Annotated in this window: 18 protein-coding genes and 1 other RNA gene; 12 read left to right on the top strand and 7 right to left on the bottom strand. The window is 56.0% G+C overall.

What is annotated here, in order from left to right:
- The first annotated feature begins 291 nt into the window (after positions 1-291).
- The 4 genes from LJE94_04665 to LJE94_04650 all read left to right on the top strand — a co-directional run bounded on the left by LJE94_04665 (position 292) and on the right by LJE94_04650 (position 6,013).
- Positions 292-1,734 (top strand): HlyD family secretion protein, encoded by a 1,443-nt coding sequence (locus tag LJE94_04665; GenBank protein ID MCG6909400.1) that lies wholly within the window; start codon positions 292-294, stop codon positions 1,732-1,734.
- A complete protein-coding gene (locus tag LJE94_04660; protein ID MCG6909399.1) occupies positions 1,731-3,299 on the top strand; it encodes a DHA2 family efflux MFS transporter permease subunit in 1,569 nt (522 codons plus the stop codon). The genes LJE94_04665 and LJE94_04660 overlap by 4 nt, the downstream gene beginning before the upstream one ends.
- Before the next feature lie 156 nt (positions 3,300-3,455).
- Entirely contained in the window at positions 3,456-5,027 is a 1,572-nt protein-coding gene (locus LJE94_04655) for an arylsulfatase (protein MCG6909398.1), read from the top strand.
- A gap of 173 nt (positions 5,028-5,200) precedes the next feature.
- Positions 5,201-6,013, top strand: coding sequence for a transporter (locus tag LJE94_04650; protein ID MCG6909397.1), 813 nt, complete (start codon positions 5,201-5,203; stop codon positions 6,011-6,013).
- Positions 6,014-6,037: 24 nt separating this feature from the next.
- Here LJE94_04650 and LJE94_04645 read toward each other — a convergent pair whose 3' ends face one another.
- The 3 genes from LJE94_04645 to ssrA all read right to left on the bottom strand — a co-directional run bounded on the left by LJE94_04645 (position 6,038) and on the right by ssrA (position 9,085).
- Entirely contained in the window at positions 6,038-7,936 is a 1,899-nt protein-coding gene (locus LJE94_04645; GenBank protein ID MCG6909396.1) for an Nramp family divalent metal transporter, read from the bottom strand.
- Between the two features lie 151 nt (positions 7,937-8,087).
- Positions 8,088-8,387 (bottom strand): hypothetical protein, encoded by a 300-nt coding sequence (locus tag LJE94_04640; GenBank protein ID MCG6909395.1) that lies wholly within the window; start codon positions 8,385-8,387, stop codon positions 8,088-8,090.
- A gap of 346 nt (positions 8,388-8,733) precedes the next feature.
- Positions 8,734-9,085, bottom strand: a transfer-messenger RNA (tmRNA) gene (ssrA, locus tag LJE94_04635).
- 356 nt (positions 9,086-9,441) lie between these two features.
- Here ssrA and LJE94_04630 point away from each other — a divergent pair.
- Both LJE94_04630 and LJE94_04625 read left to right on the top strand, forming a co-directional pair.
- Positions 9,442-9,843 carry a C-GCAxxG-C-C family protein gene (locus LJE94_04630; GenBank protein ID MCG6909394.1) on the top strand — a complete coding sequence of 134 codons (402 nt, stop codon included), beginning with the start codon at positions 9,442-9,444 and terminating at the stop codon, positions 9,841-9,843.
- A 39-nt stretch (positions 9,844-9,882) separates the two neighbouring features.
- Complete coding sequence (locus LJE94_04625) at positions 9,883-11,682, top strand: hypothetical protein (protein MCG6909393.1); 1,800 nt, start codon at positions 9,883-9,885, stop codon at positions 11,680-11,682.
- A gap of 27 nt (positions 11,683-11,709) precedes the next feature.
- Here the strand turns inward: LJE94_04625 and LJE94_04620 are convergent, their stop codons facing one another.
- A complete protein-coding gene (locus tag LJE94_04620; protein MCG6909392.1) occupies positions 11,710-13,077 on the bottom strand; it encodes an MATE family efflux transporter in 1,368 nt (455 codons plus the stop codon).
- Positions 13,078-13,257: 180 nt separating this feature from the next.
- Between LJE94_04620 and LJE94_04615 the strand changes: the two genes are divergently transcribed.
- The 3 genes from LJE94_04615 to LJE94_04605 are packed head-to-tail and all read left to right on the top strand — an operon-like array spanning position 13,258 to position 15,595.
- Entirely contained in the window at positions 13,258-14,403 is a 1,146-nt protein-coding gene (locus LJE94_04615) for a PLP-dependent aspartate aminotransferase family protein (protein MCG6909391.1), read from the top strand.
- Positions 14,404-14,408: 5 nt separating this feature from the next.
- Positions 14,409-14,822: a hypothetical protein gene (locus LJE94_04610; protein MCG6909390.1), complete on the top strand. Its 414-nt coding sequence runs from the start codon at positions 14,409-14,411 to the stop codon at positions 14,820-14,822.
- The gene (locus LJE94_04605) at positions 14,819-15,595 is read left to right on the top strand and encodes a YkgJ family cysteine cluster protein (protein ID MCG6909389.1); all 777 of its coding nucleotides are present in this window, start codon (positions 14,819-14,821) and stop codon (positions 15,593-15,595) included. Before LJE94_04610 ends, LJE94_04605 begins: the two co-directional genes overlap by 4 nt.
- A 198-nt stretch (positions 15,596-15,793) precedes the next feature.
- Here the strand turns inward: LJE94_04605 and LJE94_04600 are convergent, their stop codons facing one another.
- Positions 15,794-16,939: a cysteine desulfurase gene (locus LJE94_04600; protein MCG6909388.1), complete on the bottom strand. Its 1,146-nt coding sequence runs from the start codon at positions 16,937-16,939 to the stop codon at positions 15,794-15,796.
- Positions 16,940-16,989: 50 nt separating this feature from the next.
- The gene (locus LJE94_04595) at positions 16,990-17,571 is read right to left on the bottom strand and encodes a rhodanese-like domain-containing protein (GenBank protein ID MCG6909387.1); all 582 of its coding nucleotides are present in this window, start codon (positions 17,569-17,571) and stop codon (positions 16,990-16,992) included.
- Positions 17,572-17,885: 314 nt separating this feature from the next.
- Here LJE94_04595 and mutM point away from each other — a divergent pair, with 314 nt between their 5' ends.
- Complete coding sequence (gene mutM / locus LJE94_04590) at positions 17,886-18,806, top strand: bifunctional DNA-formamidopyrimidine glycosylase/DNA-(apurinic or apyrimidinic site) lyase (GenBank protein ID MCG6909386.1); 921 nt, start codon at positions 17,886-17,888, stop codon at positions 18,804-18,806.
- Here the strand turns inward: mutM and lnt are convergent.
- The gene (gene lnt / locus LJE94_04585) at positions 18,745-20,376 is read right to left on the bottom strand and encodes an apolipoprotein N-acyltransferase (protein ID MCG6909385.1); all 1,632 of its coding nucleotides are present in this window, start codon (positions 20,374-20,376) and stop codon (positions 18,745-18,747) included. The genes mutM and lnt overlap by 62 nt on opposite strands.
- 272 nt (positions 20,377-20,648) lie before the next feature.
- Between lnt and LJE94_04580 the strand changes: the two genes are divergently transcribed.
- A complete protein-coding gene (locus tag LJE94_04580) occupies positions 20,649-22,262 on the top strand; it encodes an ABC transporter substrate-binding protein (GenBank protein ID MCG6909384.1) in 1,614 nt (537 codons plus the stop codon).
- Positions 22,263-22,447: 185 nt separating this feature from the next.
- Positions 22,448-23,452 (top strand): ABC transporter permease, encoded by a 1,005-nt coding sequence (locus tag LJE94_04575; GenBank protein MCG6909383.1) that lies wholly within the window; start codon positions 22,448-22,450, stop codon positions 23,450-23,452.
- The last annotated feature ends 2 nt before the right edge of the window (positions 23,453-23,454 follow it).

The following is a 23,454-nucleotide window of genomic DNA, read 5'->3' as shown; positions in this document are numbered from 1 at the left end:
CCGCGCACAAACGTGCGGAAAATTATCGATGCCAATAAATCATTCAATAAAGACAACTTCTTATTCCATTGTAGAAAATGGGATCAAGGTTTTTTTTGGTTATCATACAGATATTTCTTTTCTAATGCTTTTATACCGGCACCACATCGTTCTTGACAGGTTTATTGGGTTGTGTATGGTGTCTGGACTCGGTCGTCCAGAGCCCATTTTGTCAATACGGCACCCATATCCTGCAGGATTGGTGCTGAAATGACGCGGAAAAACATCGATCCCAGACAAGGTTGAAGGTCCATGTCTCCAGCAAACCAGAACACGATTGAAAACGATAATGAAACGCCCGGTTCACCTGAAAATAAAGCTGCACCGGCCTTGGATAAAAATCTGCGAAAACAGCGGCGGCGTCTTTTGGTGCGGCTGGCAATACCGGCTTTGGCGCTGGTTGCCGTGGCTTTGGGTTTACCCTATTACCTGCATTCACTTTCACACGAGTCCACCGACGACGCCTTTATCGAAGGGCACATCATCACCATCAGCCCGCGCGTGTCGGGACACACGGCCGGGGTGTATGTGGTCGACAACCAGTGGGTTAAGGCCGGCCAGCGCCTCATAGAGTTGGACCCCGCGCTTTTTAAGGCCCGACTCGATGCAGCCGAAGCCGCGCTCGCAGCGGCACGGGCCAACCAGCGCTCCGGCAGCGTGGCCGTGGACCTGACGTCGCTGAACGCCGCCTCCGACCTCAAGGGCGCCGAGGCCAATTTATCGGCCGCGAAAGCGGCTGTCGAAGCCGCACTTGCTCAGGAGGCGGCAGCGGCCGGCCAGGATGAACAGGCCCAGGCCCAGATTGCCGTTTCCGAAGCGGCGCTCGGCCAAGCCGAAGCAGAGGTCGCTTCAGCCGCTGCGAATCACCGGCGCGATGCAATGGACTTGAAACGATACCGGGAAATGAGCCTGACTCAAACCATATCGGAACGGGATCTCGATCACGTGGTGGCTACGGAAAAAGTTTCGGCAGCGGGCCTGACGGCCGCCGAGAAAAAAGTCGACACCTATCGTTCCATGCTCCGCCAGGCCCGGGCGGCACGCAAAGCCGCGCAGAGCAACCTCCGCCGGCAGACCGCCGAGGTTGCCGCGGCCCGTGCGCGCCTGGAGCAGGCCGATGCGCTCCTGGCGGCCGCCCAATCCGCTCCCAAGCTTGTGGAGCAAAGCCTTTCCCAGTCGGAAGCAACCCGGGCGGATGTCGACAGGGCCGAAGCCGAAGTGGCTCAGGCCCGCCTGAACCTCTCTTATACCCACATCGATGCACCGACCGATGGCTTTGTAACCCGGAAAGCGGTCGAACCGGGCATCTCCGTGGAAGCGGGCCAGGCCTTGATGGCCATTGTACCGGCCACGGTATGGGTAACCGCCAACTTCAAGGAAACCCAGCTCACGCGCATGCGGCAGGGTCAACCGGTGAAAATCGAGGTGGATGCCTATCCCGACGTGACCCTTCAGGGGCATGTAGACAGCATTCAGCACGGAACCGGTGCTCGATTCAGCCTGCTTCCGCCGCAAAACGCCACCGGCAACTACGTCAAGGTCGTCCAACGCGTGCCGGTCAAGATAGCGATTGACCGGTTCCCCGACTCGAACGACATACTGCTGGTGCCGGGCATGTCGGTGGTTCCGGAAGTCAATGTCGCCGGCGGCGGATCCGACCTGAAAAAGCAGAACATAGCCCTTTCCAAACCATGAGCAAGCGTTGGCAAACAGATCCGGGCGCCGCTTCGACGCCTGGGGTCAACAAGTGGCTGGTGGCTTTCACCGTCCTCTTCGGGACGTTCATGGCGGTCATGGACATCAACGTGGTCAACGTGGCCCTGCCGCATATGATGGGGAGTTTCAGCGAAGATTTGTCATCCGTCACCTGGATCGCCACCGCTTACAGTATCGCGGAAATTATCATGGTAACCATGGCCGGATGGCTGAGTACCCTCCTGGGGCGCAAACGCCTTTACCTGTTTTCATTCGGCCTGTTTACACTGGGATCGATCCTGTGCGGCACGGCGGTAGACTTTCACCAGATAATTTTCTACCGGATATTGCAGGGACTGGGCGGCGGCGCTCTGATTCCGGTCTCGCAGGCCATCCTGCGCGAAACCTTTCCCCAGGAAGAACAGGGGATGGCAATGGCCGTATACGGCATGGGGGTGGTGATGGCGCCGGCCGTCGGGCCAATATTGGGAGGCTGGCTGACCGATCATTATGGGTGGCCCTGGATCTTTTTTATCAATGTGCCGGTCAGCGTTGTCGGCATGCTGATGATCGCCGCCTTCGTACACGACCCCGCGTATCTCCGCCGCGGTATCCGCAAAATCGACTGGGTCGGCATCGCTTTGCTGGCCGTGGGGCTGACAACCATGCAGATTGTGCTGGAGCGCGGACAAAGTCAGAACTGGTTTGAATCGCGTATGATTGTCGGCGGAAGCCTTGTCTGCGCCGTCAGCATGCTGGCGCTGGTGTACTGGGAGATGAAGGTTGCCGAACCGGTGATTAACTTTCGCATCCTGCGCGATATTCCGCTGGCGCTCGGTTCCGCCATGGGGCTGGTTTTCGGCATCGCTCTTTTCGGAACCTCCTTCATTTTACCGCAATTTACACAGAATCTGCTGGGGTATCCGGCATTTGAAGCAGGACTGGTACTAATGCCACGGGCCCTCATGATGATGCTGTTCATGCCGATCGTCGGTCGGCTTTACAACAACTTCGACTCGCGGGTGCTGGTGCTGATCGGCACCGCCGCTATCTGTTGGAGCTATTATGACCTCGGACGCCTGTCCCTGCAGGCCGGATTCTGGAACCTTGTTCCCGCCATGGTGGCCATGGGCGTCGGCATGCCGGCCATGTTCGTGACCATCAGCACGCTTTCCCTCGCCAGCATTCCACGGGCCAACATGACGGATGCAACCAGCCTGTATACGTTGGCGCGACGAATCGGCGGCAACATCGGCTACGCCCTGGTGGCCACCATGGTGGCCCGCTCTCAGCAAATACACCACGCAAACCTTTCCGGCTACATAAGCCCGTTTAACACGATGTACCAGCACTACAGACGACTGGCCGCCAACGTGTTAGGCCAGGCGGGTCTCAATGCCGAAAGCGTGCAGCACGGCCTTTATGCATTGGTCGACAGGGTCGTCAACATGCAGGCAACCATGCTGGCCTACAACGATGTCGCCTGGCTTTTCGGTATGTTGTTCCTGGCAACGGTTCCCTTCGTACTGATGCTGCCGGGTGGTCCGAAGGCCATGAAACGGTAAGACGCCAGATAAAAAATCAGCAGCTATGGGTTAGGTACTTTATGTTTTATTTATTAGATGTATTGACCTGATGGATATAAGACTTTATATTCGTAAATTACGCGGCTAAGTTGGCGCTCTCTGCCTTTTATAATGCTCAGACCAAGAGGAGGTATCATGAAAATTCTGAACAAAGTTCCCATTCTCCTGTTATGCGCAACTTTGCTGTTGGCAGCCACCCTGGTACAGGCAGCGGACAAACCCAATATCCTCGTCATCATGGGCGATGATATCGGCTTTTGGAATTTAAGCTACAACAACAAAGGGATGATGGGCTACAAAACTCCCAATATCGACCGCCTCGCAAGCGGAGGAACGCAGTTTACCGATTATTACGCCGAGCAGTCCTGTACGGCGGGGAGATCGGCGTTTATTACCGGGCAAATGCCGGTACGAACGGGACTGACCAAGGTTGGACTCCCCGGTTCGACCCTCGGGATTCAGCCCGAAGATCCGACGTTGGCAGAACTGCTGAAGCCATTGGGATATGCTACAGGGCAATACGGTAAAAATCACCTGGGTGACCTGGATGAGTTTCTGCCTACCAATCACGGTTTTGATGAATTTTTCGGTAACCTTTACCACCTGAACGCCGAAGAGACCCCCGAAAACCCGGATTATCCCAAAAACCCCAACTTCAGGAAAAACTTCGGGCCGCGAGGGGTGATAAAAAGTACGGCTGACGGCAAAATTGAAGACACCGGACCGCTGACGAAGAAAAGAATGGAGACGGTTGACCAGGAGTTTCTCGATGCTGCCGTTGATTTTATCGAAAGACAGACAAAGGCTGACAAGCCCTTTTTCTGTTGGTTCAACACCTCACGCATGCACTATGTCACGCACGTTCCGGACGAATACAAAGGAAAATCAGGATTAAATTTCTATGCTGACGGGATGATGCAGCATGATGACCAGATAGGTCAGCTTCTTGATAAACTCGATGAATTGGGGATCACCGATAATACGATCGTTGTGTACACGACCGACAACGGACCGCATTACAATATGTGGCCCGATGGCGGCATTACGCCTTTTAGGGGTGAAAAGAACACCAACTGGGACGGCGGCTACCGCGTTCCCCTTCTGGTTCGTTGGCCGGGAAAAATACCGGCTAACCGTGTTGTCAATGAAATTGTTGCAGGAAACGACTGGGTCCCGACCCTGATGGCAGCTGCCGGCGAACCCCAGATAAAAGAGAAACTTTTGAAGGGTTATAAAGGCGTCGACAGGACGTACAAGGTGCACCTGGATGGTTATAACCTGCTTCCCTTCTTGACCGGTGAGAAACAAATTACCAAAGACAAATACGGCTCAACGAACTGGCCCCGCCATGAATTCTACTACTGGAGCGATGACGGCGACCTTGTCGCCATGCGGTACGATCGTTGGAAAGTGGTATTCATGGAGCAGCAATCCTCGGCGTTTGGTGTGTGGATGTATCCCTTTGTACAGCTGCGGGTACCCTTAATTTTCGATCTTCGCATGGACCCATTTGAAAGGGCCCAGCATAACTCGAATAGTTATTATGAATGGATGGAAGAACGGGCGCAGTTCATTGCTGTTGGCGCGCAAGCCATTGCTGGTAAGATGGTTTCCACGTTCAAAGATTTCCCGCCAAGGCAGAAACCAGCCTCTTTTAATCTGGAAGAGGTAATGTCGGATTTTACACGTGTCGGAGAAGGTAAATAATTTAGAGGTCGATGGAGGGCGGAGCGATAACCCCGGCGCTGTATACGCCGGGGTTAGTTCCACCCTCCACTTCCCGTCCGCTTTTTATTTTTCCGGGAATCGAGTTTCGTCAATTTCTTGTTTTGTTGTCGGTTTTGGACAATATGTAACGAAAGGAGTAATGCATGAAATGCATGCCACGCCCTCAGGGACTATGCGCAATCCTATGTGCGTTGATCATCGCCGTATTCACGGCACAAAACGCAGTTGCGGCAGAAAAGGAGTCGCTTGCCAAGAAATTAGCCAATCCCATCGCTTCACTCATCAGCCTTCCGTTCCAACTCAACTACGATTCCAATATCGGACAAAACGACGACGGGGAGCGTTATTTACTGAATATCCAGCCGGTCGTTCCGATTTCAATGAACGATGACTGGAATATCATTTCCAGGACTATTTTGCCGATAGTCTCGCAGGATGACATCTATCCCGGTGCGGGAAGCCAGTCGGGCCTGGGAGATGTAGTGCAAAGCGTTTTCTTTTCGCCGAAAGAACCAACAGAGAGAGGCTTGATATGGGGTGTCGGGCCCGTGTTTCTTATTCCAACGGCCACGGATGATTTGCTCGGAGCGGACAAATGGGGAACGGGCCCCACCGCTGTAGCGCTCAAGCAGGCTGGACCTTGGACGTTAGGTACGCTTGCAAACCATATCTGGTCGGTGGCAGGTGACGATGATCGCGCGGATGTCAGCAGCACGTTTTTACAACCGTTCATCTCATATACGTCAAAGAGTGCCGTAACCCTGACGGTCAACACGGAGTCCACCTATGACTGGGAAGCTGAAAAGTGGTCAGTACCGCTGAATTTCACGGCCACGAAGGTGTTAAGTTTGGGCAAGCAGCTTGTCAATGTAGGCGGCGGCATCCGCTATTGGGCGGAAAGCCCGGACAGCGGACCGGAAGGATTTGGTGTACGCGTTATATTCGTGCTGCTTTTCCCAAAATAGTCCATTCGCGTTTCGCATTTTTTATCATATCACCAAGACAGGTATCTTTACCCGGTGACGGACCGGATCCACGGTTTGCCCCCACAGAAGATCCCCCAACAAGCGGTGCCCGTGCGAGCCCATGACCAGCATATCCACGTGGTGCGATATGGCGAAGCGAACCAGTTCCTTGGCGGGATCGCCATAAGCGAGCTCAATCTCCACCATCACGCCGGACGACCGCACTTCTTCCATTATTTCCAACAAGTATTGCTCGTCGTCACGGGTATGCGCGTCATAGCCATCGTCGCTGTAAACATGTGCCAGGGCGGTATCGGCTACATGGATAAGGGTTAGCAGGGCTTTTTCCGTTTTGGCCAATGAGAGCGCCCGGCCGACGATGGCCGCATCGTTGGCGTCACGCCCCAATGCGGCGGCAATATGTTTCACGGGATGCGTTGCTATGTCCTCGATGACTGCCGAGGCACCGCTGGCTTTTTCTTCTGTCCAAGTCTTTTCCCCGCGCACCAGCGGAAGGAGAATGATGTAGACAAGGAAAAGTGAAATGGCAGCCGCAATCATCACCGCCAATATAGAAAAAAGCATAGGAGCGCCACCCGTGAGCCACTCCATGATCTGATCATAAACCAGCTTGCCGTTTAAAAGGATGATGATGATGGATGTGATCCATGCCAGCACCTTCACCCACCACTTACTGGCGAACGATCCCATTTTCAATTTGTCGCTGGTGAAATGCACAAGGGGGACAATGGCAAACGGCAGTTGCAGGCTGAGAATCACCTGACTTAAAATCAGCAGCTTGTAGGTGCCCTCGTCCCCCGAGATCGAGATGACCACCACAGCCGGCAGCAGCGCTATGGCGCGTGTAATCAAGCGCCGCAAATAAGGCCTGAGTCGGATTTTCACAAACCCTTCCATGACGATTTGCCCTGCCAGGGTGCCGGTCAGCGTGGAGCTTTGACCGGCGGCGAGCAAAGCCAGCCCGAAGGCGATGGGAGCGGCGTGGGACCCCAGAAGTTGGTCGAGCATTTGGTGCGCCTGCTGAATTTCGGTGACAACTATACCGTGACGGTGAAAAACGGCCGCCGCCAGGACAAGAATGGCCGTGTTGACGAAAAAGGCCGCATTCAAAGCGATGGTGGAATCAATCAAATTATAGCGGCAGGCCTGGGCTCTCGAATCAACGATGCGTGATACACGCCTCGTCTGCACCAGAGACGAATGAAGATAAAGATTGTGGGGCATCACCGTTGCACCGATGATACCGAGAATGATGTAAAGCGATCCCTCGGGCAAGGAAGGTATCAAACCGGCAGCAGCCGGGCCCCAGTCCGGTTTGGCCAGAAAAAGATTGACGATAAAACCGCCCGCTATGACGCTGATCAGTGAAAGAATAAACGCTTCCATCTTACGAATCCCCAAACGCTGGATCGCGAGCAGCAGAAAGGTGTCGAGCAGGGTTACCGCGGCCCCCCAGAGCAGGGGAAGGCCAAAGAGAAGATTCAACCCGAGGATGGTGCCCAGCAGCTCGGCCAGATCACAGGCGGCAATGGCGATCTCGCAAAAAATCCAGAGCGCGAATGAAGCGGCCTTCGAATATTCCGCACGGCAGGCTTGAGCCAGGTCTTTGCCGGTGACGATTCCCAGGCGGGCCGACAAGGTCTGCAGGAGCACCGCCATCATGTTCGACATCAGGATAACCCAAATCAGCGCGTAACCGAAGCGTGAGCCGCCTTCCAGATCGGTCGCCCAGTTGCCCGGGTCCATGTAACCGACGCTGACCAGATAGGCCGGCCCGGCAAAGGCAAATATACGCTTCCATAAATTTGGATGCCGGGTTTCAACCGTGCTATGCACCTCTTCAAGGGATTTACCGTGGGAATGTGATGCCGAAGAAGGATCGCTGCTGTGCGTTTCCTGCATGCCGTTATATTTCCCTTTTGAACGTAGCTGGTTGCCAGCTGAAATATGATCAGAGGCTATAGACGCAACATGGAAATTTTTATTGAAAAGTGGTCATTTTTTCGAATCGTTTGATAATTAACAGGTTATGATGATTAATCAATAGTTTATATTAAATTAAACTGCTCAAATATGAAAAGGCATCGATGCGGTGACATTGTAGGTTGTCGACATTTTCAGACGTGTGCTCGGAAACGAATTCAATAGCTGACAGGTAATTGAGCAGTTCCCGCGCATCATCCGAGTCGGCTTCCGGCACCACTTCGCCGTTACACAAGCATTCGGCCTGATCCAGCGTCAGGTGCGCGCCTTCATTTCTTAATCTCATATTTTGAGCAGAAGCTTCGTTTGCGACCATTTGCTTCAATGATATGCTCTTTAAACGATTAACGCTCATATGTTTTGCCGGCATCTGTTCTATCAGGTTGGACATAGAGCGATATCAAAACGTTTTTTAGGGTGGGAATAATTTGGAAAAGATATAACCGCTTGTTTCTATATATAAATTCTTTCCTAATTGACCGCCTCAAAAATTATGCCGGGCTTTATCAAAGGCGCTTATTAGCAAACGCAATGCCAGAATGCGATTTCAGATATTTTTCAAAGGTATGCGTTTTTATGGGAGGTTGGTGCGCCCCGCTTCGTTCCAGGAAACTTGGCAGGGCATGCTTCGCCTGAAATTATTCATATATCACTTAAAACAAGAACGGCAAGCCTCTTAATAATGGCCTGCCGTGCGTAGCCCGAAGGGCGAAGCATGGTGGAGGCGGCGGGAGTCGAACCCGCGTCCGAAAATATTCCACACTGATATCTACATGTTTAGTCTGATCTTGAGGATTCGCCTCTGCGAGTGCCTATCAGACAAGATGCTCACAAGGCTATTCCGCTGGAAGTTCGCCGTTCATTTAGCGAAAAGTCGTGATCGGCTATCCTGCGAGTCGTCGCCCTGTCCGGATTAGCAGGAATGGTCCGGAAGGACGCTAGCCTTAAGCGGCTAGAGCGTATTCATAATCGTCTGCGATTATATTTAGTTCCCGTCGTTTTACGAGCTGACAGGAGCTCGACATGCAATCAGAGCTTCCTTATCCCCGTCGAAGCCGTTTCGCCCCCAATTTTTCAAAGATCGACAATTATTGTAAAACAATTCTTGCTCAACTCGGCTGCGCCGATGTTACCCCTTTTTATCTAATAAACAATAATCAGATAAACACGGATTGTCAATTCCCGTTAATGACCCGCATAAAAATATGGCGCTATTTGCGAATCAAGGCTGAAATCTCCTAAATTTTTTCGCCCGGGGTTGACTTTAATGCTGTTTTCGGGGTTTTATAGCATCTTCATCCTAAAACCCTTAACGCAAGGAGGAAACCCTGATGCAGATGAAAATGACCGTCCAAGAGGCCAAGGATCGTGCCCAGAAACTCATGTTGGGTGGATACCACTGAGGGCCTTCCGTCCTGCAAGTTATGTGGGAAGCTTATGGTTTGGAAAACGAAGACTTTCTGTGGGCCGGTATCCCTTTTTTAGGCGGTATCGGCGGGTTTCAGAACGCCCCCTGCGGGGTGGTGTCCTCCTCGGCGGTCTTTCTCGGTTTGCGCCATCGTGCCTCTCTGGATGACAAGGAGGGCGCCAAGCAGGCCCGCCATGCCATCCGTACCCATTCAGCCAAAATAGTCACTGAATTCAATCAACATTTCGGCGACATCACCTGCAGCGGGCTTATCGGCATGGATTTCTCCAAACCCGGTGTTTACAAAGAATTCCTGGATTCCGGCATCTGGAAGGAAAAGTGCCAGAAATACGTGGAATTCATGGTCGACAAGCTGTATGCGCTGGAGGAAGACAAAGGGCTGTTCGTACAGGCCTAGCAAACCACCTTTAAACGACCTCTATGGGAAGGTATGCCAATGAAGGGATCCACACGCTTTAACCTGCTGCCGGTTTTCTTTTCGCTGCTGCTTTGCATGTCGTGCAGCGGGGGAGGTGGCGGCGGGTCAACGGTGACCTTCAACGTCGTCATGGGGCCCATCGTGGACGCCGACTTCACCATCACGACGTTGAAGGATCCCGATGTCGTTATCCGCTCCGGGGTCACCAGTGATGCAGCGGCGTTGACCGAGGCCGGGAGCATCACCATCGACGCCATCACGGAAATTGCGGATATGCCGCTGCTGGTGAGGGTCACCGGCGGATTCGACGTCGACGCGGACGACGACGGCATCCGGGACGAAACGCCCACGCCCAACGAGACGGCCCTCGAATTCGTCCTGCCCAGCCCGGTCGATCTCGAAACCCTGCGGGTTGTGGCCAATCCCCTGCTGCTGTTTGCCACGGACGCCGTATTCGACGCCATTGCCAACGCCACCAACCCCATGGGTGACTCCAACCTGCCGCCGGGCTATGATCCGGCCGCGGACCCCGAAGGCATACGAACCGTGCTGCGGCGCGTGGCCAGGGCGATCATTCGTGAGGACGTCAATGGAGACGGTCAGGTCGACTGGCAGGACCTGGTTACCTTCCATCCCCTGGTTGACCGGGAAAAATCCCGCATCCCCTGGGAATATGTCGTCTCCATCATCGAGCGCCGCTTTCAGGACTATACGGCCAGGCTGGATTTACACTATGCGACCACCACTTACCTGGACCGGGGAACCCTTGAACCCTATGACTGGGACGGGAGCGGTGACTGGCGCGACGACGTCGTGCAAGAGTCAGACCGCTCTTTCGTGCTGCAGTTCACCACCAACAAAAACGGCTACACGGCCAAAGACCTCTACGACGAGCAGGGGGAACGGGGCGGACGGGTCGTTTTTCCCGATGACACCCGGGTCACCTATTTTTACGGCTATCCCTGCGAAGACCAGCAGGTCGAGGGCCAGGAAACGGATGTCAGCGAAGTCCCCCTGGACCTGCGCTGCAACCATTCCGATGACTCCGATTTAACGGCCCAGGCCGGCGGCAACATTACCGACCCTGTCAATGCGCCGGTGGGCGATTACCTGGTCGAATACGCCACGGCCGACGGACAGACCCACCAGGAAAACATCTACGTCTTCGAAAACAGCGAGCAGAGCTTCCACCCCGTCCCTGAGATAAACGTGGATGAAGAGGGCCGCATCGCTTCGTTCTCGATCCGCTTCGAAGACGATGACGGCAACATCCTGGAAGACCCGCCCATATTGAGGGGAGCCGTTCATTTCCAACTCTGGGCGGACGTGGGCACGGTCAACAGCGTTCTCCGTGGAGAAAGCTACTACAGCGACCCCTTCGGCAATCCGTCGTCAGTGGACAGCTACGCTTATCAGGCCAACATCAACATCATCGACCCCACGGCCGCTTTCTATCCCGAAAGCAACGGCCACCTTATTTATCTGGAAGACCTGGTGAGCGTGAACATCTGGTGCGACGGTGGTGACGGAGTCACCAGGGGCAACCCCTACGCACTCATGGCCACCGAGCTTGAGCCGCAGATGAGCGCTTGTTCCGTTGAGGGAGAACTGCTGAACGTGACCTATGCCCCGTCTCAGGAAACCGGCAGGGAAGTGCTGGCGGTCCGGTACAAATTCGACAACGACAGCGACTGGACGGAAGAAGGGGGCGACTCCCTGAGCATACCGATCGACAGCGCCCTTAAAGTGTGGCTGTCGGTAAAAGATACAAGCGGTTACTTCACCCGTCCCGAGGTATTCGACCTGTCCCCGCCGTAACCGGGGCTCTTGACAAATTAGTTGAATTTACGTTGAAACGCTCGACTCAGGTGAAAATGCCCTGTTCATGGTGCGCCGGACATAATAGAGGGTGAAGAGGGCGGCCGACCAGGTGACCAGGAAAATGCCCCACCAGATGCCGGTAAGGCCCATTCCCAAAAGATAGGCCAGGGCGTAAAACACGACCGCCGGAGCCGTGATCTGGCGGTAAAGGCCGATCCAGATGGCGTAAAGCGGCCGCTTCAACCCCTGCATCGCGGCCACGGCGACGAACAGGATGATGTAGGCCCAGTAGATGAAAGCGGAAATCCTCAAATAAAAGGCGCCGATGCCCACCACCGCACTGTCCTCGGTAAAGGCCTGCATGATGAGGCGCGGTATGGCGAACACGACGACAATGCTCACCGTGGTGACCAGGATGCCGTAAAAGAGGGCCTTGTGATAGGCTTCGCGGCAGCGGTCGTATTTCCCGGCGCCGTTGTTCTGGCCCACCAGCGTCAGGGTGGCGGTGGAAAGCCCCATAATGGGAAGCAGGGCGATCTGGTCGACCCGGGTGGCGATGCCGTACGCCGCTACGGCGGTCTGACCGAACCGACTGAGAAACCAGGTGATGATGAAGATGCCGATGGCGATGGTCATGGTGTTGAGGCTGGCCGGAAAGCCCTGCCTGGCAATCTCCACGAAATAGCGCCACCGCGGCACGAACATGCCCCAGCAGTCGCGGCATATCAGGCCGGTACGGATCACGCGCCACCCCATGAAGAGGAAACTGAAAAACTGGATGAGAATGGTGGCCCAGGCCACGCCGGCAAGACCCAGTGCCGGCAGGCCCAACCCGCCGAAAATAAACCAGGGGTCGAACGCCAGGTTGAGGAAAAACCCCAATATCAACACGTTGCGAAACGTTTTGGTATCGCCCTGAGCGACAAGGATGGCATTCAGCACGTAGGTCAGGGCAAAAAACACCAGCCCGTAGAAAATGACGTCGATGTAGGCCAGGGAAATCGAGAGATAGGACCCGTGGGCGCCCAGAATCCTGAAAAGAAGGGGGGACGCATAAAGCCCCACAGTGGACAGCATCAGGGACAGGATCACGGTAAAGGAAACAGACTGAACCGCATACAACCGGGCCTCATTTTCATCCCCGGCACCCAACGCGTTGGCGATCAGGGCCGTCGTTCCGGTGCTGATACCGAAGCCGATGGACAGGATGACAAAAAAAACCGGAAAAGAGAGGGACAGGGCCGCAATCGCCTCCGTGGAGATCAGGCCGCTGAACCAGGTGTCCACCACGTTGTACATGGTGTTGAAAAACATGCCGATGCTGGCGGGAATCGCCAGCTGGGCGATCAGGCCCGGAATCGGCCTGGTTGTCAATCCATTGTCGGTATTCATTTGACCCGCTACCCCATAGTTGCCTTTGTAATATAAATGCAAAGCTATGCACTGCTGTGTTGCGTGTCAAACCCGGGGGAATACTGCTACGGCGCAGTTTGCAGCGGCTGGCAGCCGGGGATGATATCGTTCCGGCAGTGAAACCGATAGATCCGAAATTTTAACGATGGAGAATGAAACATGAAAAAACATACCCAGTGCGTTCACAGTGGCACCTATATGGAACCAACCACTAGAGGAATCAACACACCTGTTTTCACCTCCTCATCATTTGAATATCTGGATCGCGACGAAAACGTTTATCCCCGCTATTTCAACACGCCCAACCAAGCCGCCATCGTCAAAAAGCTGTGTGCGCTGGAAAATGCAGAAAACGGACTGATCTTCAGCTCCGGCATGGCCGCCATCAGCACGGCTGTCTTTGCCTTGGTCGGCCAGGGCGACCACATCGTTCTTCAAAAGGACATATATGGCGGGACCCACCATTTTGCCACGGCCGAGTTCGACCGCTTCGGCATCACTTACGATTTCGTTTCCAATCAGCTCTCCGACATCCAAAAAGTGATTCGTGAAAACACCCGTATCATCTACATCGAAACGCCCTCTAATCCGCTCCTGTCGATCACGGATATCCGGGCGGTGGCCGATCTGGCCGGATCGAAAAATATCTTGACCATCATCGACAACACCTTTGCCTCCCCCATCAACCAGAATCCCATCGATTTAGGCATGGATATCGTTGTTCACAGCGGAACCAAGTATATCGGCGGGCACAGCGACATCTGCTGCGGAGTCGCACTCGCTTCCGCAAACCTGGTGGAGCGCATGCAAACTACGGCCGCTAATTTCGGCGGAAGCTTGAATGCCGGGACCTGCTATCTGATTGAAAGAAGCTTGAAAACCCTTGGCATCCGGGTGGAGCGTCAGAATGAAAATGCATTGGCCACGGCCGGTTTCCTCAAGAAAAACCCCCTCATCAGCAAGGTGTATTATCCCGGTCTTGAAGACCACCCGGGACATGCAATCGCCTGTCAACAGATGAACGGTTTCGGCGGCATGGTTTCCTTTGAGCTGAATGAAGACAAGGTGGATCCGCATCAATTTCTCAGGAACCTGAAAATGATAAGGCCGGCCTTGAGCCTGGGAGGTGTGGAAACGATCATCTGCGCGCCGGTTACCACCTCCCATGCCAAGATGAGCGCTGCCGAACGCGAAGAACTGGGCATCACCGACCGCTTGATGCGGTTGTCCGTGGGCATCGAAGATCCCGATGATATCAGGGAAGATTTGGACCAGGCCTTGCGGGCATGCCTGGCCGGGACCTGAATGTCATGCAGACATTCATCTCCGAATACTGCCCGCACTGCGGGAAAGAGGTCGAGTGGCGTTCGGGACTTTTTTCGAGAAACACCGTGGGTCCTGAAAAGGAAACCTGCCCCCACTGCGGCGGGGATTTCGTTACCGGGCGCAGGGAGTGGGCGCACATGTCCGCCGCCGGACGACGCGACTACCACCGGCGGACCGCCCTGCGGTGTGCGGCGGCCTTCGTGTTCTGGGTCATGGGCGTCATGCTGGTGGCCTTTATGGTCACGGGCGCCATGTTCAAACCGGTGGGACAAAAGACCATGGCCGTCAGCCTGGCGGTCAGTATTGCAGGGGGCCTGGTGCTGGTCCTGCGCGTGCTTCAGCTGGCCCGCCGCAACATCAAAAAGTCCCTGGAAAGGCAGCCGGTTACACCATCATGAACGAAAAGACACCTGAAAAACACCTTACAAGCGACCGGTATGTGCTGGCGGGGGACACCTTCGAGTTCGCCTGCCACCGGGGCGTGGCATGCTTCACCCGCTGCTGTCACGATGCGGACATGTACCTGTACCCATACGACATCGTCCGGTTGAAACAACGCTGCGGCATGACGTCCGAGGCCTTTTTGGCCGCACACACCGTCACCGCCTTCCGCGACAACCCCTATTTTCCCCACGTGATGTTGAAAATGAGCAACCGGGAAGGCAGACCCTGCCCCTTTCTGCATCCCGAGGGCTGTCAGGTTTATGAAGACCGTCCCTACGCCTGCCGGGCCTACCCCCTGGAACCGGCCATGTCCGGCACGAAAAGCGGCCGCGTTCACTACAGCTTCTACGTGGCCCGGCATTCATACTGCCTGGGGCACCGGGAGGAAAAGGCCTGGACGGCCGAGCAGTGGATGCAGGACCAGGAAATGGAACCCTACAACGCCGTCAACGCCAGCTGGGCGATGGTGGACGCCCTGCTGCGCCGGAACCCTTTCGGGGGACAGGGTGTGGACAGCCCCGCCATGAAAATGGTCTACATGGCGGCCTACAACATGGACACTTTCCGCCGCTTCGTGTTCGAAAGCAGCTTTCTGTCACGGTTCCACGTGGCAGAGAAACGCCTGGAAAAGGTCGGGCGCAGCGAAACCGAACTGCTGCTGCTGGGGTTCGACTGGATTCTGCGTTTTCTCGGCGGGCAGGGGCCGCTCAAGGAACGGACCGGTTAGCGTTTTGCCTGTTGAAAATTTCTAAATCCCACGTTACACCCGAGCCGCCCGTAGCCCAGTTAAATGTTCTGGATTCCTGCCTCCGCAGGAATGACGTGACCCTAATAGCCCTCTGACAATACAAGTAAATTCATCATCCACCCTGTGTTGGACATCGGTTGTATCGGAACATATATATGACAACCGGTATAACGGCTTTCAACAGGCCGGCCGCAATTTCCCCACGGCATCGGCGACCACACGGATGGTTTTATCGATCTCCGCCTCGGTGGTCATCTTGCCCAAACTGAAGCGCAGGGTCCCCTTGGCCCACTCCACGGGGACGCCCATGGCGATGAGCACGTGGGACAACGCCACGGTGCCGGCATGACATGCCGCCCCGGCAGAAACCGCCACATCGAGGCCGATTTCCTCCAGCAGACGGTTGGCTTCGATATCCTTGAAGGAAACGCTCAGGGTGTTGGGAAGGCGCTGTTCCTGGTGGCCGTTCACACGAATGTCCGCCAGACGGCTCAAAAGCCCCTCGTGGAGCCTGTCACGCAGGTATTTCATGTGGGCCATGTTTTTTTCCAGGTCTCTTTTGGCGATCTCGCAGGCCTTGCCCAACCCGACGATGCCCATCACGTTTTCGGTGCCGGCCCGCGCCCCTTTTTCCTGTCCGGCGCCGTGACAGAAGCGTTCCGGCTTGAGCGGCGGTCGAACATACAGGGCGCCGATCCCCTTGGGGGCATACACCTTGTGCCCGGCCACCGAGAGCAGGTGCACCCCCATCACCTGAACATCGGTGGGGATTTTGCCCACCGACTGGGCGGCATCCGCATGCAGGGCAATACCGTGTTCCTCGGCGATGCGGCCGACGGCGGCAATGGGCTGCACGGTCCCGACTTCGTTGTTGGCGTGCATGATGGAGATCAGGATGGTCTCGGGACGCACGGCGTCCGCCACCCGGTTGGGGTCAACCATCCCCTCCTCGCTTACCGGCAGGTAGGTGATCTCGAAACCGTTGCGCTCCAGGTAGCCGCACACTTCGAACACGGCTGGATGCTCGAAACTGCTGGTGATGATGTGGTTCCCCCGGGCCTGCAGGGCTTGCGCCGTTCCCAGGATGGCGTGGTTGTTGGACTCGGTGCCGCCGCTGGTGAAAAAAACCTCCCCTGGCTGGCAGTTCAAAAGGCCGGCCACCTGCCGGCGCGCCGCTTCCACCGCCTGCCGGGGTTTGATCCCGTACCAATGGGAACTGGAGGGATTGCCGAATTCGGTCTCCAGAAAGGGCCGCATGGCCTCGACCACCTCCGCGTCGTGCGGCGTCGTGCCGTTGTAGTCCAGATAGATGGGTCTGTCCATAATTTCTCCTCCCTGATTCGAGGGTTCCCTTTTTTTAAAAATGGCTGCATTCACTTAATGAACAGCCGCTGCCAGAAACCGAACCGTATGGTTTCATACCCGGGCGGGGCCAGGTCCCATTTTTGCGCATACACGTGGACACGCTTCACCGCTCCGTCTCCGGCGTCGAGAAGTTCGCCGCCCTCCCACAGCCAGGCCAGGATCCCCCCTTCGAGGTTGAACACCGGAACGCCCTGTTCGGCCATCTTTTTGGCAAACAGGCCGCTGCGGTAGCCGATGGTGCAGTAGGCCACCGCCGTCCTGCCCCGGTAGCGATCAGGGTGGGCTCGAAAGGCGTCGGCTCCCACGGCCCCGGGCAGCGTGGAGATTTCCATCTCGGCCGGTTTGCGGACATCCACGAAGACCACCGCTCCCCGGCGGTGCAACGCCATGGCCTGCAGTGCCGATATTCCCCGGACCTCGGGAAATTCGTCCATGTAGGATGCATACAGCCGAAAGATTGCCGTCCGTTTTTCCCCGGCCGGCATTTCCGCCGCAAAGCTCCTCGAAACATAAACGAACGAATCGAACACAAGTGCACATAAAAGCAGCTGTATTGCCAGCATCTGTTTGGCGTGCGAGGATCTTTTCATGGTGCCCATCAAATGTCATTGTAGACATGCGCCCCAAGGTAGTGAGGGCATCGCCGTTTTCGATTTTACCTCAACATGGACACGGCCAACAAGATCATGATATGCATCCACCAGGTAATTATCAACACCTATACCGGTTGTCACATATATGTTCCGATACAACCGATGTCCAACATAAGGAATATTTTTTCCGAAGCAGTAAGGTAGCCAGATGGAAAACGTAGTCTCGGGTCGGTATTCTGTCAAACGCTATAAACCGAGTGTTTCAAATTTTAACCTGCAGTGAGATCAGGTTTGAGAAAAGGATGTTCTGCATGCCTGAATTGCCCGAAGTGCAGACGGTGGTTGAGAACCTGAACGCCCTCGGAATCACAGGGCGTTCCATCCTGGGAGCGCGCGTGTACTGGCCCAGGACGGTTGCCGGCATGTCCCCGAAAACCTTTTGCGCAACAATCAAGGGGTTGACCATCGAGGCCGTCACCCGGAGGGGCAAATACATCGTCATGGCTTTGTCCGGGGACTGGACGCTGCTGGTGCACCTGCGCATGACCGGCAGGTTGAACTGGAAGGCCTGCGGGACCGGCCGTGACCGGCACGAACACGTGGTGCTGCGGGTCGGTCGTGAGCGCGAGTTGCGGTTTCACGACACGCGCAAATTCGGCCGCCTCACCCTGACCCGGGAAGCACGCACGATTCTCGACCGCATCGGACCCGAACCGCTCGAACGGAGCTTCACGCGAAAACGCTTTGCAAAGATGCTGCAGGCCAGAAAGCGCCGGATCAAGCCGCTGCTTCTGGACCAGTCCTTCATTGCCGGCCTGGGCAACATCTATGTGGACGAAGCGCTGTGGGCGGCCAGGATCCACCCCGAGCGCGTCAGCGTGTCGCTCACCGAAAAAGAGGTGGACGACCTGCACAAGGCCATCCCGCGCGTGCTCAAAAAGGGACTCAAAAACATGGGCACATCATTAGGCACCGGCGAGGGCAACTTCTATTCGGTGGCCGGCAGAACAGGGCGCAACGCCGACGAACTCAAGGTGTTTCGCCGAACCGGCCTTGGCTGCCCGCGCTGCGGGACGCCGATCCAACGCCTGACGGTGGCCCAGCGCGGCACACATATCTGCCCCGCATGCCAACATACCGAGAAAACGGCGGCCCCTCCCGGCGCCGGTGTTACGGCCGTCTGCGGCAAACAGCCGCCCAGAGGCACAGAACGCAAGCACAAAGCAGCGTAGCCTTTCCCAGATAGTCTCCGTGCCTCGAAAAAAATGTGCGTCCTGCCCTGAGATGCGCCTCCCCTTTGAGTACCGCGGGCTGCCACCAGGATGTCCGTGCGACCACCGTCCCCCGCGCATCGATGAGGGCGGAAATGCCGTTGTTGGCCGCCCGTATAAGGTCCCGCCGGCATTCGATGGCACGCAGCCGGCTGAAATTGAAATGATACCGGTATCCGGGCGTGTGTTTCCACCATCCGTCATTGGTGATCATTACGGCGATTCCCTTGCGCGCCGACAGACGCCTTGCACAATAGGAGCCGAAAACCGATTCAAAGCAGACGATGGGCAGGATGTCGGGCGCATCGCCGGGAGCTTTGAAAAACGACCGTGCCTGGCGATTGGAATAGGTGCCGACGTAGCCCCCGAGCTCAAGGGAAAATCTCCCCAAAAACCCCAGGTACGGCAAAAAGGGCACACGCTCGAACAACGGCACCAGCTTGGTCTTGTGATAAAACCGGGCCGTGGATGCCGGGGCCAGGAACAGCGCCGAGTTGAAGGCCTCGAAATGGATTCTCTTTTCAGGGTCACAGCGGCTGCCCGGGACCACCTTCCCTGCGGGAATTTTTTCGAAGCTGTGCGCGCCCAGGAGAATGCTCAGCTGCGGGTATTTCTGCTGAAAGGCCTTCATGCGGCGCAGCTCGGACGACGACGTGGGATCCTTTTCGTCGATCTGGTTCAAAATAAGGGTTTCCGGACCGAGCAGCAGACGGGTCTTGCTGTCACACGACGCGTCGGCCGTTTTAAAAAAGGCGTCCAGGTGGCCGGCCTGCGCTTCGGGAACAAACTTTTGGGTATAGGGGTCCAGGTTGGGCTGCACCAGGACAAAGGGCAGGCTGTCCGAGCCGGCGGCGACGTTGCGGAAGATCTGCCAGGAAGCCAGGGACGGCAACAGCAGCACCAACAGGAAGCCGGTGCATGACCGCACCAGGGGCTTTTTGCGGTTGGCGACCCAGTCCCTGTGAACCTTCAACGCTGCGAAATTGGCCAGAATGATCCACAGCGTCCCCCCGCGGGCGCCGGTGTACTCGTACCACTGAACCACCACCGGCGATGAAGCCAGAGCGTTCCCCAGGTTGAGCCAGGGCCAGGCAAGGTCCCACCATTCGTGAAAATGCTCGAACCCCATCCATATCAGCGTGAACGGCAGAATGAACGGCGCCCCCACATGTTTACCCAGACCGCTGGCCAACCGGAAACAGGCTGCCTGCAGCAGCGCATTGGTCAGTATGATGAGCACCGCCCCCGGAACATACGCCCGTGCGATCCACCAGGTTCCAAGGATGTTCCACAGGAGAAAGCTTACGAGGGCATAGTTGAAAAGCAGGTAGGTTTTTCCCTGTCGCCTCAGACCGGCTTCCAACTGAAACAGCGGCAGCCAGGCGACGAAGATGAGAGAGGAAAACGACGGATAGACCCAGGGAATGCCCAGGAGTACGCCGCTGAAGAGGGCGAGCAGCCACCGGTTGTAGGTATCGCCCGCACCGACGGCATACCACGGGGTGCCCGTTTCTGTTTCAAAACCGCGCATCTTCATGCCACCTGTGTCTCAAACCCCGCCGTAACTTTCAAGCGCAATCGGCCGTTCGGAAGACATGAGCAGGCTTTTTTTAAATGGCACATTGTTGTTTTGACAAAGCCAAATGCTTCTGATAGCTATGTGATAGCTATGTCATATCGGCTTCCGAACCGAAAAACCCACAAATAAAAAGAAGGCTTGGCTTTCACCATACCAAGGGGCATATCGGCGACACAGGGCATGCCCTTTTCCCCACAAAACCTAAGATGCAGAAGGAGGACCCTATGGTAAGAAAACTGTCGTTGATCCTTATAATAATGGTCTTCGTTTTCACGGGTGCCGCCATGGCGGCTTCACCCAAAACAGGGGGAACCCTCGTTTTCGGCAGGGGCGGCGACAGCGTCGGCCTGGATCCCGCCTATGAAACCGACGGCAACTCCTTTTTAGTGTGCGACAACATCTTCGAAGCACTGGTTTTTTATGCCGACGAGAGCACCGCTTTAGAGCCGGGGCTGGCTGAATCTTGGGACATCTCCGCCGACGGGAAAACATACACGTTTCACCTGCGCAAGGGTGTGAAGTTCCACGACGGAACCCCTTTCAACGCCAATGCCGTCGTCTTTTCCATCGGCCGCATGATGAAGGACCGCAAGGTCAAGTTCACCGGCAAGGGATGGGATATCCCGCCCCAGGAGCGCCCGCCCGAGTATTGGGTTTCCATGGAAATGGATGACACGGTGGGCAGCATCGAGGCCGTGGACGAATACACGGTGGTGTTCAACCTGAAACGCGTGGAGGCCCCCTTCCTGGCCAACCTGGGCATGGATTTCGCGGACATCATCAGCCCCACCGCCTTTTTGAAAAATCCGAAGGAGTTCCTGCGCACTCCCGTGGGAACCGGTCCCTTCAAGTTCGTTCAGTGGATCAAGGACGACCGCATCATCCTGGAAAAGAACAAGGCCTACTGGGACAAGAAGGGTGGCCCCTATTTGGACAAGGTCGTTTTCCGTTCCATTCCCGAAAACTCGGTCCGCTTTCTGGAACTGAAAACCGGCAACATTCACATCTGCCAGTTCCCCAACCCCGCGGACATCGACCTGGCGCGCAAGGACAAAAACCTCAAGCTCCCCACGCAGCCGGGCATGAACATCGGGTACCTCTCCTTCAACCACACCAAGGAACCCTGGAAGAGCAACGTCAACCTGAGAAAAGCCATCGCGCACGCCATCAACCGCAAGGCCATCGTGGACAATATCTACCAGGGCATGGGCCAGGTTGCCAAGAACCCCATCCCCCCGACCATGTGGGGCTACAACAAATCCATTCCAGGCTACAAGTACGACCCGGAACTGGCCAAGGAGTATCTTGCAAAAGCAGGGTTCCCCGAAGGCGAGGGCCTGGGTGAAATCACCCTGTGGTCCATGCCGGTTCCCAGGCCGTACAACCCGGACGGGCAAAAAATCGGCGTGGCCATGGCTGCGGACCTGAAAAAGGTCGGCATCGTTGCCAAAATCGTCAGTTACGACTGGGGCACCTACCTGAAACGCCAGCGCGAACAGCCCGAAGACATGGACCTGTTCCAGCTCGGGTGGACCGGCGACAACGGCGACCCGGACAACTTTCTGGCCGTGCTCTTCGACGGGCTGGCCTCGCCTTCGGTCCGCACCCAGTGGCACAACGAAACCTACCACAAACTCATGCTGCAGGGTAAGCAGACCGTGGATCAGGCAAAACGCACCAAGATATACGAAGATGCCCAGCAGCTGCTCTACGATGAGTGCCCAGTCATTCCCGTAGCCCACTCGACCGTTATCTGGCCGGCTCAGAAGAAGGTCATGAACTTCAAGCTCCACCCCACAAGCTCCGTCCGGCTGAAAAACGTGTGGCTGGACCAATAGGCCGCGTCATATAAAACCATCCTCCCCCGGGCTACCCCGGGGGAGATCGATCGACCCGGTAAATCGACAGCCTGATCCGTCATGCCGAACTCGATCCGGCATCCAGTCTCCATTTCTGGGTTCCTGCCCTGGCAGGAATGACATAATGAAACGCTCAATTTAGGTGGAAGCATTTAATCTATCGTATGCTGGCCTACATCCTAAGACGGATACTGATTCTGATCCCCACGCTGTTGGGCGTCTCCATCATCGTCTTTTTCATGCTGCATGTCACCCCGGGGGACCCGGCGGAGCTGCTGCTGGGTGAGCGCGCCACCGACGAGGCGCTGATGGAGATCCGCGAGCACCTGGGGCTGAACGAACCCCTTTATGTTCAGTACGGGATGTTTCTGAAAAGACTGATGCAGGGCGACCTGGGCGAAACCATCTGGACGCGGCAGAAGGTGTGGATTGAAATCACGCAGCGCTTTCCCGCCACCATCGAACTGGCCGTGTGCGCCCTGATCATCGCCTGCTTCTTCGGGATCATCCTGGGTATTGTTTCCGCCACCCGCCAGTATTCCCTCTTCGATTACGTAAGCATGCTGGGTGCCCTTGCCGGTGTCAGCATGCCCATTTTCTGGCTGGGCCTGGTGTTCATGCTGATTTTTTCACTCAACCTGGGATGGCTGCCCCTTTCGGGCCGCCTGAGTATCGACGTCAACCTCGATATTATCACCAATTTCTACATTCTGGATGCCGTCATTACCCGCAACTGGGTGGCCCTGAAAGACGCCCTGTGGCACATCATCATGCCTGCGGTCACCCTGAGCACCATTCCCATGGCCATCGTGGCCCGGATGACCCGTTCCGCCATGCTGGAAGTCCTGCGCCAGGACTACATCAAAACGGCCAAGGCCAAGGGGCTTTCCCGCTTCAAGGTTGTTTTCAAGCACGCCCTGCGCAATGCCATGATACCCGTGGTGACCACCATCGGGCTGCAGTTCGGCGTTACCCTGGGCGGCGCCATTCTAACCGAAACCATTTTCGCCTGGCCCGGTGTGGGCAAATGGATGTACGATGCCGTCATGCAGCGGGACTACATGGTCATCCAGGGAGGGACCCTGTTCATCGCCACGCTTTTTATCATTATCAACCTGTGTGTGGATGTGCTCTACGCCGTCATCAACCCCAGGATCAGTGTGCACTAGCC

It is taken from the genome of Deltaproteobacteria bacterium (assembly GCA_022340465.1).
Classification (GTDB): Bacteria; Desulfobacterota; Desulfobacteria; order Desulfobacterales; family B30-G6; genus JAJDNW01.
This window is presented reverse-complemented; position numbering and strand designations above follow the sequence as displayed.

What these genes read in the sequence shown, in the direction of transcription:
- LJE94_04665 (MCG6909400.1), top strand. Translation starts at nt 292, where the DNA reads ATGTCTCCAGCAAACCAGAACACGATTGAAAACGATAATGAAACGCCC.
- LJE94_04660 (MCG6909399.1), top strand. Translation starts at nt 1,731, where the DNA reads ATGAGCAAGCGTTGGCAAACAGATCCGGGCGCCGCTTCGACGCCTGGG.
- LJE94_04655 (MCG6909398.1), top strand. Translation starts at nt 3,456, where the DNA reads ATGAAAATTCTGAACAAAGTTCCCATTCTCCTGTTATGCGCAACTTTG.
- LJE94_04650 (MCG6909397.1), top strand. Translation starts at nt 5,201, where the DNA reads ATGCCACGCCCTCAGGGACTATGCGCAATCCTATGTGCGTTGATCATC.
- LJE94_04645 (MCG6909396.1), bottom strand. Translation starts at nt 7,936, where the DNA reads ATGCAGGAAACGCACAGCAGCGATCCTTCTTCGGCATCACATTCCCAC.
- LJE94_04640 (MCG6909395.1), bottom strand. Translation starts at nt 8,387, where the DNA reads ATGCCGGCAAAACATATGAGCGTTAATCGTTTAAAGAGCATATCATTG.
- LJE94_04630 (MCG6909394.1), top strand. Translation starts at nt 9,442, where the DNA reads ATGTGGGAAGCTTATGGTTTGGAAAACGAAGACTTTCTGTGGGCCGGT.
- LJE94_04625 (MCG6909393.1), top strand. Translation starts at nt 9,883, where the DNA reads ATGAAGGGATCCACACGCTTTAACCTGCTGCCGGTTTTCTTTTCGCTG.
- LJE94_04620 (MCG6909392.1), bottom strand. Translation starts at nt 13,077, where the DNA reads ATGAATACCGACAATGGATTGACAACCAGGCCGATTCCGGGCCTGATC.
- LJE94_04615 (MCG6909391.1), top strand. Translation starts at nt 13,258, where the DNA reads ATGAAAAAACATACCCAGTGCGTTCACAGTGGCACCTATATGGAACCA.
- LJE94_04610 (MCG6909390.1), top strand. Translation starts at nt 14,409, where the DNA reads ATGCAGACATTCATCTCCGAATACTGCCCGCACTGCGGGAAAGAGGTC.
- LJE94_04605 (MCG6909389.1), top strand. Translation starts at nt 14,819, where the DNA reads ATGAACGAAAAGACACCTGAAAAACACCTTACAAGCGACCGGTATGTG.
- LJE94_04600 (MCG6909388.1), bottom strand. Translation starts at nt 16,939, where the DNA reads ATGGACAGACCCATCTATCTGGACTACAACGGCACGACGCCGCACGAC.
- LJE94_04595 (MCG6909387.1), bottom strand. Translation starts at nt 17,571, where the DNA reads ATGAAAAGATCCTCGCACGCCAAACAGATGCTGGCAATACAGCTGCTT.
- mutM (MCG6909386.1), top strand. Translation starts at nt 17,886, where the DNA reads ATGCCTGAATTGCCCGAAGTGCAGACGGTGGTTGAGAACCTGAACGCC.
- lnt (MCG6909385.1), bottom strand. Translation starts at nt 20,376, where the DNA reads ATGCGCGGTTTTGAAACAGAAACGGGCACCCCGTGGTATGCCGTCGGT.
- LJE94_04580 (MCG6909384.1), top strand. Translation starts at nt 20,649, where the DNA reads ATGGTAAGAAAACTGTCGTTGATCCTTATAATAATGGTCTTCGTTTTC.
- LJE94_04575 (MCG6909383.1), top strand. Translation starts at nt 22,448, where the DNA reads ATGCTGGCCTACATCCTAAGACGGATACTGATTCTGATCCCCACGCTG.